At 45.1% G+C, this 15,316-nt stretch carries 5 protein-coding genes; all 5 read left to right on the top strand.

Annotated features, from left to right (window positions below; all coding sequences use genetic code 11):
• Positions 1–1,061 precede the first annotated feature (1,061 nt).
• The 5 genes from J7I42_RS29810 (at position 1,062) to J7I42_RS29790 (ending at position 15,292) form a co-directional block, all read left to right on the top strand.
• Positions 1,062–2,888 (top strand): hypothetical protein, encoded by a 1,827-nt coding sequence (locus tag J7I42_RS29810; RefSeq protein WP_209143183.1) that lies wholly within the window; start codon positions 1,062–1,064, stop codon positions 2,886–2,888.
• A 27-nt stretch (positions 2,889–2,915) separates the two neighbouring features.
• Positions 2,916–5,351 (top strand): hypothetical protein, encoded by a 2,436-nt coding sequence (locus tag J7I42_RS29805; RefSeq protein ID WP_209143181.1) that lies wholly within the window; start codon positions 2,916–2,918, stop codon positions 5,349–5,351.
• A gap of 10 nt (positions 5,352–5,361) precedes the next feature.
• Positions 5,362–6,459 (top strand): hypothetical protein, encoded by a 1,098-nt coding sequence (locus J7I42_RS29800; RefSeq protein WP_209143179.1) that lies wholly within the window; start codon positions 5,362–5,364, stop codon positions 6,457–6,459.
• Between the two features lie 78 nt (positions 6,460–6,537).
• Complete coding sequence (locus J7I42_RS29795) at positions 6,538–14,514, top strand: PA14 domain-containing protein (protein ID WP_209143177.1); 7,977 nt, start codon at positions 6,538–6,540, stop codon at positions 14,512–14,514.
• Positions 14,515–14,542: 28 nt separating this feature from the next.
• On the top strand, positions 14,543–15,292 hold the full coding sequence (locus tag J7I42_RS29790) for a LolA family protein (protein ID WP_209143175.1): 750 nt from the start codon (positions 14,543–14,545) through the stop codon (positions 15,290–15,292).
• Positions 15,293–15,316: the final 24 nt, after the last annotated feature.

Here is a 15,316-nt window from a genome sequence, read left to right as displayed (position 1 = left end):
AGGCAGAAGACCTTGTCGCGGCAGCACCTTTTCTGATCTTGAAACTTTGAAACTGTAACTCTGAACCATATAAATGGCGCAGCGTCCGCTTGGGGCGTGAGAGAATAAGGCGTCAAGCATCAAGCTTCATGCCGCAAGCTACAAGCGAATACTCCTTTTCGCCGCAACGCCAACTCTGAACATGAATGTGGACTAAACAGTGAAATTTAAACTCTGAACTCTGAACTCCGAATTTTCGCACATCAAAAAAGGCTGGTATAGTTATTGGTATGATGGGCCGGTAATAACATAAATAGGCAACCGATTAATGATCTGACATCGAACGTGCTTATTGTCCGTCATTGCGTGCAGGGTCCGATGGAGCAGGTCTTGAATTATATGATTTCTAATATTGCGAACATTAGTTTATAACCGGAGGGCGTAGGGCCATTTCAACCTTTATCCTTTTTAGTATAGGGCCATGAATTGTTCAGTTAAATGGGTAGAACCCCGGTCCGCCAGCTGGCAGATCGGGGTTCTTTGTTTTTATGGAATTTGTGTGCATTCGTGTCTAATTAAACAGATCAAAATGTTATATGCGGATATTTTCAGTTGATATATTTGCATCAGATAAAACACTGATATCGTAATTCGAGAAATATGTTTATTGACAAGATATACACAAGAGATTATTTTAGCCGTGTTTAATTGAAACAGGAGGACTACATTTGCGCCGTTGAAAAAATGTTAGCTAAATTGTTGAGCTTCCCGCTGTAATTTGCTAATGCAGCGCCGATTCGGATTTCGAATAGGCATCAACAGGAAAAGTAAATTTGTTTCGATAGCACTCGCCAGATACGAAAAACCCTTTGCAGTAACTCAACCCAATCTGTTTATGATTTGTAACCGTAACCTGATTCCTTTTCTTTCCCCAAGGATTGATTATTTCCACTGCTCCATTATAATGTATCAACGATCAGGGGCCTGGGCTGAATTATCACCCCCATAATCTTTCATTACATACTGTTGGGATGTACATCCCTGTATAAATTTCATTTATAAAACTATAATCCATAGCGTTTATGAATCGCTTATTGTTATTGCTTATACTTATGGGTATAGGCCATGTCTCCCTTGCTCAATACGTATACACCATCAAAGCTGATAGTGTGAAGATCACTAATACCTGTGATACGGCTGAGTTGATCATTGAGAACCATACGCAGATGGTACCGGGGTTTTTATTCAATAAAGGGCGGGGAAGAACGGAGTTTAGAAGGGTGATGCATGGCATCAACGATACCCTGGTGATGATAGGCCCCGATACATTACGATTACCCAATGCCTGGGTACAGGGCGGAAATAAGTTTAATTCAACCGGGATTTTTGGGACCTTGGACAACAATCACATCGACTTTTTTACCAATGGACAAAAGCGTGGCCGCTGGACCAATACAGGTAATCTGCTTATTGGGAATGGCAATGATCTTGGGTACAAATTACAGATACAGGATAGAGGCAGTATTGTATTTTTTCCTTACTTGTCCAGGCCAACAGACAGGATTGTTTTTGGCGGAGGCCTTAGTAGTGATGATGGTCAGAATATGATCATAAGTACTTTCGATGGTACAACAAGTCATCCGGTGCTTTTGGAAAGGAATGGGAATATTGGTATGGGATCGGGAAGTCCTGCCGGATTTGATGTGGGGAGTCCTACATTTAGAATAAATGTAAATGGAAAAGTATCAATAGCATCAACCGAATTTTATTTTGGTACAACCGGCGGTCCTTTCAATAGTTCCGCACTGATGACATCTGTGTCGAACGGGAATGAATGGCTCACCGGAGATGGCTATCCTAATGGCCAGAACCATTATTATTTGGGTACTACATTGCAGAATCCAACCTCAGGCAATTCCAGGGCGCCATTAAAAATGGGCGCAAAATATTTGAGTTTTAATACCGGAGCTGCAGATATTGAAGCGGTAAGAATTACAGCTGATCAAAAGGTAATGATTGGACCTGGAAACCCAAGTGCCTATCCTGAAATGCTACAATTGTATGGAAGTTTTTTGCAAGGATATGAGAATACTTGTCAATTTGGTAATGGACTTCTTTTTAATCGATATAATAGTATGTCGAGAATCATTTCCGGGAGTGGGATTCAATATCAATCCAATAGTGTTGGCGATCAGCATTTATTTAGAAATGAAATAGGTTCACAATTTACAGGGACATTGGTGACCATTGATCCAGGGGGCGAGCCGAATTTACCAGATAATCAATTGTCATTAAAAGTACTGGGTAAAAATGGCGCCCCCCTGGCCCTGGCAATAAATATGGCTGGCCAGGTAGGTATAGGTAATCTGGCACCTACTGCTAAATTACATGTTGCTGGTACTGTTCGATTGGAAGGATTAACTAATAATAACAACCTGACGCGCGTAGTAGTTACTGACGCGAATGGTAACTTATATTGCAGGGATTTTCCCCTGGCTACAAATGGTGTTATGAATTCCGACCTCGCGGTAAACGGTACCGTTTCCGCGCAAAAAATGCTCCTTTCACAAACCGGCCGCTGGCCCGATTATGTTTTCAGCAAACAATATCAGCTTCCTTCCTTAACTGAAGTTGAGAATTTCATCAATCAAAATAACCACCTGCCCGGTATTCCTTCTGCTGCTGAAGTAGCAAAGAAGGGCATCGACGTGGCGGATAACCAGGCGGCCTTATTAAAAAAGATTGAAGAATTGACCCTCTATGTAATTGAGCTGGAAAAGAGATCGCAAAAGCAAAACGAAGAGATCTCCGAACTCAAAAAGCAGAATAACGAGTTAAAGGATAATAAAGACCTGAACCTGTTAAAGAAACAGGTAGCTGAGTTAATGACAATAATCAAAAATAAATAAGACATAAGCGTAAAAGAGTAGTTCAGCGTGCAAAAGGGATTTATATCCATATTGATCATACTATGCTGGGTAACAGGATATACCCAGGTGAACAAGTCTGACCTGGGCAGACCGGTTACCTCCCTTTTGTCAGCTGAAAAAAATAAGGCAAGGGCCGCGAAGGACTCCCTTACATCATCAACCAATAAGTTGTTACACCAGTCGCCGGTTGTACCACAGCCCGGGAAAGCGTCACATCCGGTTGATACGGCAACTCCTAAAAATACACCGGTTATAGATGCAGCTAAGGAGTCGGACGCGGATGAGCCTTCCGCTTTTTTATTCGAACGCCGGGGTTGTAAGGTCACTGTAAGAGTTCCTATTTATGCGTACGTCTATGTGCCGGTTGAACGGGAACCGGTGAAGGTCACTGAACCGGTAAAGCCTGCGCGCATTCCTTTTTTACAGGTGCATGGCAACTTTATGTACAATGTGAATTATTATTCCAATATCGATACACCTTATAACGAAAAGAATGTTTACCAGCATACGGTGCAGACTTATTTAGATGTTACGGTGAAGGGGAAATACCCTATGCGGTTATACCTCACCAACCGGTTCACCAATTCTTCGTTGTTCCGGAATTTTTCTGATCTCAATTTGAATTATAACAATGGCCAGTTCTCGCAGAAAATAAAAACCCAGGTGCGGGAAAAGTTCCTGGCATCCCTGCCATCACCCAAGGCGCCTGATAGCCTGAAGCTTGAACTGGATGAAACCATTCTAAGGCTCCGGTCACTGGATGCCTGGATAAAAAATCCCGGACTCCTGCAAAAAATGGTAGAGGCTAAGGAGAAAGCTATGCGTGATTCGCTGGCAAGTTTGACGAGAAAGCCTGATACCGTTAATCGGATGTCGCTGGTAGATTCTGCCATGGTACGGTTGGGATTGGATTCCCTTGAAGCGGCCTATGCGCTTCGCAAACAACAAATAGATTCTTTACGGGCCCGTATAGTGGTTTTAGAACGACTGATAAAAACGGCCAAAGGGAAATCGCAGGAGTCGATCAATAAAACCGTTCGGGAAATTGATCAGGCGAAAAGTCCGGCCCAGTTGAAAAAGGTGATGGAAGAAAACCATATTGCTGATACTATACTTCCCAAAGGTTATAAAACATTAATGGCCATCCGTTCTTTCGGCGTGGGCAGAACTGTGGTGAATTATTCCGAATTATCGGCAAAGAATATTTCCGTAAAAGGGTTTCAGACAGAATACAACCCCGATGCCTATTATGCATTGGCTACAGGCAGTGTGGATTACCGTTTCCGAGATTTTATTGTAAAAGGCCCCAAACAATCAGGACAATACCTTACTGTATTACGCTATGGCCGGGGATTGAAAGACGGGAACAATGTAATTTTTACCTGGTTTGGGGGCAAGCGGCAGTTGTATAATGCCGGTACGGTAGATACCGTCCAAAACACGCCCGTACAAACACCGCCATCTGGTTTGATGGGTTTTACGGTGGAAGGGAATTACCGCCTTACAAAAAATATTACGTTCACGGCCGAGGTGGCCAAGTCTTCTTACCCGGTATATGCAAAAGATTCAACTGATAACACCAGCCTGCCGGCCCAGATGCTGGAGCTAAGCAATCGCCACAATGAAGCGTATTCGCTAAAGGCCGATGCCGCTTTCCCAAAAACGCAAACAACGGTGCGGAGTACTTTCAAGCGGTTGGGGGCGAATTTTCAATCGTTCAGCACGTTTACGGATGGGTCGGCCCAAACTGCCTGGAGCGCCAGCGTGCAACAGTTGTTCTTTAAACGGCAGCTGACCCTGATGCTGGGCGCCAACACCAATGATTTCAGTAATCCATTTATTGGCAGTCAGTATAAAAGTACTACAGTATTTAAAAGCTTACAGGCCACCTGGCGCAGGAACAAATGGCCGGTGATCTCGGCAGGTTATTTCCCCAGCAGTCAGATCACCAAACTCGGCGATGGCCTGTTTCGGGAAAATCTTTTTTACACCCTGACCGGAAATGTTACGCACACTTATAAAGTGCGTGATCTGATGATGAACTCGGCACTGGTGTACACACAATTTTACAACCGGTCAACGGACTCCGGTTTTGTGTACTTCAATACCAAGAACCTGTTGTTGAGTCAGGCGGTATTTATAAACCAGTTGACGCTGCAAACAAACGCCTCGGGTGCGTTCAACCAGGATTACCGCTTATATACGTTGGAACAAAGGGCAACGTACAATATCAACAAGTATGTGATGATAGGAGCAGGTCTTAAATACAATTATCAAACGACTTATAAGATAGAACAACTGGGCTATTCTGCAGAAACGACTTTTCAGGTACCTAAGTTGGGACAAATACAATTTTCAGCCGAAAAGGGATTTATTCCCGGAATGAATAAACAGCTTGTGCCTAATAATACAGGCCGGGCTACCTATTTTAAAACATTTTGAACAGGATTTTATGTTTAGAAAATGGATGCTGTTTTGTTTGCTGTTGTCGGGTTTCGTTGCGAATGCGCAAGTGAACATGACGTTACAGGTGCCACCCGCCGGTGTACTGGTAAAAAATCAGTTATGGAATATGGTGCTGGTAAATTCAGGCCATGGCAATTCGCTGGTACAGGTGAACCTGGTGTTGCTGGATATACAAACCAACCAGCCCGTGATCACCGCCACCTCAGCGCCTGTTTCATTGGAGAGAGGGGCCCGGCAATTACAGGTGCGCGACCTGTCACCCATACAGTACACCTACAGCATACCATCAGCGCGGGTTGATATGGACCCCAATGGCATGTTGCCTGCAGGTAAGTACCAGGCCTGTTATTCGGTGGTAAACGCACAATCGGAAGGTACTACCCTGGTAGAGAACTGTATACCGGTGAATGTAGACCCTTTAAGTCCGCCCCTGCTGAATACCCCAGCCAATGAAGAAAAAGTGATCACCTCTTATCCGCAATTTACCTGGTTGCCGCCTACACCGGTTGGATTGTTCAATGACCTGGGGTATGCCATGGTGCTGGTGGAGGTACTGCCCGGACAAGGCAAGGCAGACGCCATACAACAGAATGTGCCGTTAAACGCATCCGTATATACGAAAGATCTTTTCTGGAATTACCCGGCCTCCACCCGGTCACTGGATACGGGCAAAGTATACGCCTGGCGGGTGGTGGCTATGAACAGCGGTAAGGCAGTAGCGTTGAGTGATATCTGGACCTTCCGTGTTACACAAACCAAACCACAGATTGAGCTGGAAAGGCCATCGCCATTCGTAGAAGTAAGGCGAGGACAGGATGCCGTGATCGCTGCGGCCGGCAATGTATTGCGCATTACATATGATAATGCGGCTGCAGACACCACTATAAAATACACCATCACCAGTATAGAAGAACCGGGCAATCCGGTAGTGCAGGAGGGAACGCTGCCTGTACAGTATGGGCAAAACCAACTGCAGGTTTCGTTACGGAATAACAGAAGAGTACAAACGAATAAAGTATACCTGTTCCGTTTTGTAAGCAGCCGCAATGAGAGCTGGACGGTAAAATTCACTGTGACGAAGTAAGCGTGTAGGAATAACGTAAAGATTATTGGAAATACCAATTTGCATAATAATAGAAGTACCATATAATATCCCCGATCTATGATCCTGAGTTTAGCGTTGCGGTATCAGAAACATATAGCCTTATTCCTGTTAAGCATTTCATTTGTTCAATTTACTATAGCTGAGCGAATAGGCATGCGATATGATCCGTACAGAAGGGTTACCCATTATTCCTCACTTCCATTTGGAACTGGTAATGCTTATGTACCATTAAAGCAACCACAAATTGATAATAGTAATAACCGCCCAATAATTACACTGGACAAAACCGTGGCCAACCGCCCATTCATTGGCGGGCCTACGCAACCCGAGAGCCAGTCGTTCACTTCAGTGAACAGCAACAACATGGTCGATCTGTTCTCGGGCGATTTCAGCTATAACATTCCTTTGTTGGATGTGGGCGGTTATCCCGTGAATATTGCCTACCACAGCGGTATTACCATGGATGAAGAAGCCAGCTGGGTAGGACTGGGCTGGAATATCAATCCCGGAACCATTACCCGCAATATGCGTGGGGTGCCCGATGATTTTAATGGGGGCGCTGATACTATGAGAAAGGTATCGAATATAAAGGCAAATGATAACTGGGGGGTAACCGTGGGTGGCGACCAGGAATTATTCGGGATCTCTGCCGAATGGAAGAATAAAGTATTGGAAGTAGATACTTTTTCCAAGGGCATAACTATTGGTGCCAGCGTAGGTGTTTTCCATAACACGTATAACGGCTGGGGCTTTGAAACGTCTGTGAATGCTTCCCTGAATTCTGGGTCGAAAGCGTTTTTACCAATGACCGGGGGAATGTCGGTCACTAATAATTCACAGACGGGGATTTCCATACAACCCAGTTTATCGATGCAATTCTCGCGTCATAATCAGGCGCAGGATGCGGGCTGGGGCGCTGGTGTACATGTGGCAGCGCCTTATAATTCAAGGACCGGTCTTAAAGCCATACAGATGGGATTGAACACCAATCAATGGCAAAAGAAAAAAGGCGAAGCAAGGTATGGCGCCTCTGCCGGTTATGGTAATTTATCATTTGCATGGGGAACTTACTCGCCTTATATCACCATGCCCATGACCAACTCCAATACAAGTGTTACGGTTAAAGTGGGCGATGAAAAAAAGGGGTTGCATTACAACGTTTTTATCAGCGGATATTGGGGTAGTGAATATATAGCCCCGGCCGATACCTCGGTAGCGCTTCCGGTATTTGGTTATCTCAATTACCAGAACTTGGTGGGGAAGTGGGATGCGTTGACCGATTTTAACCGCGAAAAGGAAATTACTTATCGCGAAACGCCTGCGGTTCCGCATATAGCCGTACCTGCCTACACCTATGATGTATTTTCCATTTCGGGTGAAGGTACCGGTGGCAGTTTCAGGCCATACCGGGGTGATATTGGATTTATTGCCGATCACCGCATTGGCTCTAAAACCACCTCCGTGGCTGCAAGCCTTGATCTTGGTTTCGGGGATGCCGTACATGGCGGGGTGGATATGAATAATAATTTTTCCTATTCACAAAGCGGGCCCTGGGAATCACAAAATGACATTGGTGACACAGTCAATTTCCGTAATAGCCAGGGACTTTTTGAAGCTGCCTATTTTCGCAACCCGGCAGAAAAAGCGATCAATACCACTGCATTTTATGATGCTATCGGTGGTGATGATGTAGTTGTACCCTCATTGAAACAAAGCAGTAATAGCAGTTCTATCATTGTTGCTTCCAATGCATTGAACCTGTACAATCAAAAGAAGAAGGTGGGCAGTAAAACGCTGGATAGAAAGAGTGCCGTGCGAAACACGCGTGATAAACGCTCCCAGGTTATTTCCTACCTCACCGCATCAGAGGCTTCCGTGGTGGGGCTTGACAAATATATCAATCACTATAAAATAAACCAGTTCGGCTCCCGCCTTTGTGATGATGTTTCCGTAGACGACAGGGAGCGTGATGGTACAGGATTAAGAGGTTACTTTTATCCAAATACCCAGTTAAAAGGTACATACTGGGAGCCTACCAAACTGGACCCTACCATTTTCTTTAATTTCGATAAGGGAAGCCCCTATAATATTTTTAAAGGAATTGGAAAAACAGATACTCCACTAGACAAACGGTTTCCATCTGATTACTGGTCTGGCCGCTGGCTGGGCAGGCTCAAGGCCCCTGCAACCGGCTCTTTTACATTTGGATTCAAATGGAACGACAACTTTCGGTTTTGGATAAATGACAGCCTGGTACTTGACAAATGGCGGCCAAAAGGCCCCCAGGATTGGGATACTATTCAGGTTAATTTGCTAAAAGACCATTTTTATAATGTTCGGCTGGAGTTCAATGAATTAACCAATTATGCCGCATTTGAATGGGCCTGGAGAAGACCTGACAAACCGGAACGGAAGTTTGAAAAGGAAAACAAAACTGCAGTAGAAACACAATACCTGTACCCGCCGGTTGAAGTGGATACTGCTATTGTAAATAAGGTTGTTACCCGTGAAGACCGGGTGAATAATTTCCGTAAAAGCAATCACATTTCAGAAGTAGATGTGTTAAACCCGGATGGGCGCCGGTATGTATATGGAATTCCGGTTTACAATATTGAACAAAAAGAGGTAAGCTTTTCCATAAACGATGGCAATGGTAAAAATAACCTGACCGGTTTGACCACTTATTCAACCCAGGAAAATAGTACGGAGAATGTAAGTGGTAAACAGGGTTTTTACAGCCGCCAGGAAATACCGGCTTATGCACACTCATTTTTATTGACCGGTATTCTGTCGCCCGACTATGTTGACCTCACCGGCAATGGCATCAGTGACGATGACCAGGGCGATGCCGTAAAATTCAATTATGCAAAAAGCGCCGGTATTGCCAGTCCGTTCGAATGGCGGGCGCCCTACAGCGACAGCGCCAATTTTGCAGAAGGCCTGAAAACCTATAACCGCGATGATAAGGCAAATTATATCAGCGGTAAAAAGGAGATGTGGTATTTGCATTCTATAGAATCAAAGACCATGGTGGCCACTTTTACCCTCGATGAACGGAAAGACATGCTGGAAATGATTGAAAGTAGTGGTACTAAGGAAAACCGGGGGAAAGCGAGGTGTTTGAAACAAATAGACCTCTATTCAAAAGCAGACTTTTTAAAAGACCCTGTACATGCTACTCCTATAAAGACCGTTCATTTTGAGTACAGCTATGAGTTGTGCCGGGGCATAAACAGGTACGGAAATAAACAGGGTAACGATTCTGGTAAATTGACCCTGAAAAAGATCTGGTTCACTTATAATAACAATAAGAAAGGCCAGCTGAACCCGTACGAATTTTATTATCATAATAACAACCCGCGTTATATAACCAATGCTACCGATAAATGGGGCACTTATAAAGATCCCGGCCAGAATCCCGGGGCTACAACGGGGAACCCATTGAGCAATGCAGATTATCCTTATGCCTTACAGGATAGCGCATTGGCGGCCTACAACGCTTCCGCCTGGACGCTGGATTCTATTAAATTACCATCCGGCGGTCGCATGAAGGTGAAATATGAAAGCGATGATTACGCATATGTGCAGAACAAACGCGCAACGCAAATGATGGAACTGGCCGGGTTTGGATTAACAAGCGCCAAATCCGCCTGTACCGATAATTTGTATTCTGTTTACTCAAATGCTTCTACAAAGGACCATCTGTTTGCTTTTGTACGTATCCCCGAAACGGTGAATAATAAGCAGGAATTATATTCCCGGTACCTGAAGGGGCTGGACACTTTGTATTTCAGGCTCTTTGTTCAAATGCCCAATAATGATGGTTACGGCAGTGGCTCGGATTATGTGCCCTGTTATGCATCGCCAGATATAACAGCCAGCAACTGGTATGGAATAACCAGTGATCCGCACATAATGTACATAAAGCTGGCTGGGGTAACCGACGAAGGAAATGACCGTGGTCCCTTAAGTCCGCTGGCGGAGGCTGCCGTTAATTTCCTGCGATTGAACCTGCCTTCCAAGGCCTTTGAGAACTCAGAACCGGGAGATAAATTGAACGCCATGCAGGCAGTGAAGATGATCGTGCCGCAGATCCCGGAAATAGCCAATATGCTGGTGGGTTATAGCACCAGTGCGAGGTTACATGGAATGGTTCAAAAAACTACCCCCGCTCGTTCCTTTGTGCGGTTGACTTGTCCCTCCCGTAAAAAATATGGTGGCGGCCTGCGGGTTAAAACCATTCTTATTTACGATCACTGGAAAAAAATGGCCGGCGGCAAAGAAACCGTATATGGGCAAAACTATGATTATACCATGCCGGAGATAGAAAATGGGGATACAACCCGGATCAGTAGTGGCGTAGCTGCCTGGGAGCCGGTGATTGGCGGGGAAGAAAATCCGTTCCACCTGCCCATTGAATACAAAGACCGGGTTTCAATAATGGCACCTACTGCAGGCATGTATAGTGAAGAACCATTGGGGGAAGCGTTTTTTCCTGGTGCTTCCATCGGTTACCGGAATGTGCGCGTAAGAAGCATCAATACCAATAAGCTCAAATCAGCAAACGGATATTCAGAAACACGGTTCTATACAACTTATGATTTCCCAACTACCACCGACCGGTCGGTGTTGGATATGGATACCAAAAAACGATTTAAGCCGCTGCTCAATAATTTCCTGCGCATCAATGCCATGAGTTATCTCACCATTTCACAGGGCTTTAAAGTGGAACTGAATGATATGAATGGTAAACTGCGTTCTGAAGCTACTTATTCTGAGAATGATTCAGCGGGGCCTGTGTCCTATACCGAGAATTTTTACCGGGTCGAAAATTACGATGAAACCCATAAAAGATTGAATAACCTGGTTACCACCATTGATCCGGCGGGAAACATTGATACGGTTGCTACCATTGGTAAAGACGTGGAATTGATGGCCGATATGCGGGAACAGGTTTCCAAATCAATCGGCGCCAATATAAACCTGAATTCGGACCTGTTCGAAGTAGGCGGCTGGCCGGTAATTATTCCCGACCTGTTAAACCTGCTCCAGAAGGAAACCAACCAGTTCCGTTCGGCAGCCATGACGAAAGTGATCTACCGCTATGGGATCATTGATAGTGTGGTGCATATTGAAAAGGGTAGCAAGGTGTCTACAAAAAATATGCTGTATGACGCAGAAACAGGTGATCCGCTGCTGACAAGAACACAAAATGAATTCAACGATCCCGTATACCAATTCACTTACCCGGCGCATTGGGCTTATAAAGGAATTGGACCGGCATATCAGAATATTGATGCCATGCTGGATCATTTACAGGTGCGTGGTGGCAAGATCATACAGGGATTAAATAAGCCTGCAACCGATTATTTGGCGGCAGGTGATGAGCTGCTGGTGTACAGCAGGCAATCTTTAACGGCTGAAGGTTGTGCGGCTGGCGATATTGCCACGTTCCCCGATAGCTATAAGTTGTGGGTAATAGATTCCGGCAGTGTTAGTGGTGGTACTTCCCAGTTTTATTTAGTAGATAAAAATGGTACGCCTTTCTCTGGTAATGATGTTACATTAAAAGTCATTCGTTCAGGCCATCGCAATATAAATGGCGCCGTAGGTTCGGTAGCCTCTCTCGTAAGCCCGTTACGCCGGGGTGCAGATGAAAAATACCACCTGGTATTTGATGCGGCTACCCGGGTAATTGCCGCCGATGCCAGCGAAATGGCGGAATACTGGAAAGTGGCAGATAAAAGGAAATCCGATTTTACAAAGAGCTGTGTGGCTGTTGTTGATCCTGTAGACAGCGCCCGTTTTGCGGCCAGTGCTTGCTCCTGCCTGAAGCCGTTCTTTGAATATCTTATTAAATCGCACCAGCTGTTTATTAAAGATTTTGAGCAGCTGAAAACCATAGAAACTTTGGTAAATGAGGCCGGAATGAATGTCTCTGGTTGTCCGATCTTACAGGAAAACCTGCATGAAACGTTCAAACCGGTAACCGCTTCTCCAACATTGGATTATTATGCGTGCAGGATCGGCTCGGTAAACATAGATATGAAACGCCGGGTGCCATCTAATACATCTTTCTATGAGATGTTGGAAAGTTACTGTACACCGGATGGAACAGTGATCTTTAAAAAGCCAGGTGTAGTACAACCGAAACCTGATACAGTAACTGTTCGCATCACACCTGATTTTTCTGCAAGTCTGCTGTCAACACAAACCTGTCCCACGTTCAGGGATTCTCTTACGCTGGTTGATTCAGTTTCTGATAAGTTAATAACAGAAAATAACCTGAATCTGGGTGGCTATGAACGCAATGCCCTTGCGGTTATGGAGTTCAGTAAGGTAAGGCAGGTGCCGGGTGTTGCAAACATCTTATCGGCCAGGCTGTTTTTACAAGCCGATCAACGCGGGCATTACAACACTATGTGGCCCAATGCCAACTCGGTAAATCCTGTTGATACTTTAAGCGTATCCCTGATCACGCCCGGATGGTATTCCAAAACGCCCCTGACATCGTATCATGAACAGATCTATAACAGTGAATGGCACCGGGAAGTAAAACGCTCTGTACCCTTCCAGAACGATACCATAGATGTAAAAGAGTACGTGGAAGGCTATCGCAATAACACCTATACCTCTACGTCGTTCATGCTGGCACAGGGTGGTGGTGATTTCCATGTGGATTCTTCTGTCTGTACGTTTGGCGAGTTTGTAGAGCCGCCTGGTTATTTACAAAGTGGTTATGGAAATTATTATTCAACCTGGTACTCACAGCGATATGCTGATCCTGCCAAATGGCCGGTGATGGAAATAACGTATGTAATGCCTGTGGCGCCTGTTGATACGGCAGGTGTTGAATTGAGATACAATTCAACCCTGAAATGCACTGAAATTACCGGCGCCGAATGTTACAGCGCGGTGACAGATGTTGCTGTTAACCCTTATCAATATGGCATTCTGGGTAATTTCAGACCCCTGCGTGGCTATGTATATTATGGCCGCCGGGTGGAATCTGATCCTGCAGCAATGATCAACACCCGTACCAATGGGGTAATAAAAGATTTTGCCCCCTTCTGGATATATCAGAACAGCCGCTGGGTGCCTTCTTACGATACTACCCGTTGGGTATGGAACAGCCAGACAACGCTGTTTAACCGTAAAGGGTTTGAGCTGGAAAATAAAGACCCATTAGGACGTTACAATGCTGGTTTGTACGGGTATGGATTGACCCTGCCTACAGCAGTATTACAAAACGGACATTTCCAGGAAGGTGCTTATGAAGGTTTTGAAGACTACGACTTTGAAACAAACAATTGTGATGTGGCTTGTCCTGTTGCCCGGCCATTTGACTGGTCAACTTATAAAGCTGATTTTACCACCGCACAGGCGCATACAGGTATGTATAGCTTACAAGTGGGGGTGAATAGTTCGGCAGGTATTTCGGCAACACTGCAACCTGCGGCAGACGGTGTCATTGCCCAACTCGCGGGAGCCCTGAAAACGGATGCCTGTGGTACCAATCTGAAAGGCATGATGGCCTCAAAGAATAGCATTCTGCCCAATTTTGCGCCCATAGCCGGTAAGAAAGTGCTTATTGGCGGCTGGGTGAAGGAAGCCAACAGCTGCCTGTGTAAAGCGTATACCCGTAATCACATCCTGGTAAGTTTTGTGGTGGGCGGTGCTACCAACACCATTCAATTAAGTCCGTCAGGTAACCTGGTGGAAGGCTGGCAACGATATGAATCAGTAGTGGATATTCCGGCAAATGCAACCAAAATGACAGTAAGCCTGCTGGCTTCTGATTCTGCGGTTACTTATTTTGACGACATCCGCATTCATCCATTCAATGCACAAATGAAATCGTTTGTATACAATGCTGTTAGCCTTCGCTTGATGGCGGAGCTGGATGAGAACAACTATGCCACCTTCTATGAATATGACGATGACGGCACCCTGGTGCGTGTGAAGAAGGAAACAGAGCGCGGTGTTCAAACCATAAAAGAAAGCAGAAGTGCCCTGTTGAAAGACGAACAATAATCAAAGTGTAAGTGCCTAAAAATAGTATATGAAAAGGATCATTCTACTGGTATTCGCAGGTTGTTTGCTGGCCACCATACCGGCAGTCGCATCAGATACCACCAGCGTGGTAAAACAGTTTATGCAAAAAGTGCAGCAGGCTTACCGGTCGGCGAATTACCTGAGCTTTCACCTGGTATACCGGTATGCCAATAGCGATCAGCCCACTAATTACATCGATACAATGTCGGGCGAAGTGGCACTGAATAAAAACCAAATGCGGTTTTTGATCGAAGGAGTGGAAACGATCACCAACGATAAATATACCATCCAGGTTAATAATGGGGAGAAGTTGATTTATCTGTCAACACCGCGGTCCATGCAAATGACCGATCCCGTTGCTATGTTGGACTCTACGTTGGCGCATTTTGATGGCATCCGGACCCAGGTAATACGAAATAAAGGTATTGTTACCCTGGATGTGGTTTTTCCGCCAGGCAAAAGCTATAAGCATGTTACGATGACCGTCGATGAGAAGACAGGGTACTTTCAAAAAATATCGTACGATCTGTATACAGAAAGGCTCGTGGAAAAGGACCAGTTGATGCAGAATGGCAAAGGCGGCCCGTATCAAACGGAAGGACGGATAGAGATCGTATTCAATCAGTACCGGCAGGGACAGTTTACTGATGAGCTGTTTAGTGAAGCCCGGTATTTTACCCGGCTTGGCCAGGGAAAATATGCGCCAACGGAAACATATAAAGATTACCAGATCTTTTTGGCATCGCCCAAATTATAACCTTATTCAAAGATCATAACCAGT

Source organism: Niastella soli, assembly GCF_017742245.1.
In the GTDB taxonomy this organism is placed as follows: Bacteria; Bacteroidota; Bacteroidia; order Chitinophagales; family Chitinophagaceae; genus Niastella; species Niastella soli.
Note: the sequence above shows the minus strand (reverse complement) of the source record. Positions and strands in the feature narration are given on the sequence as shown.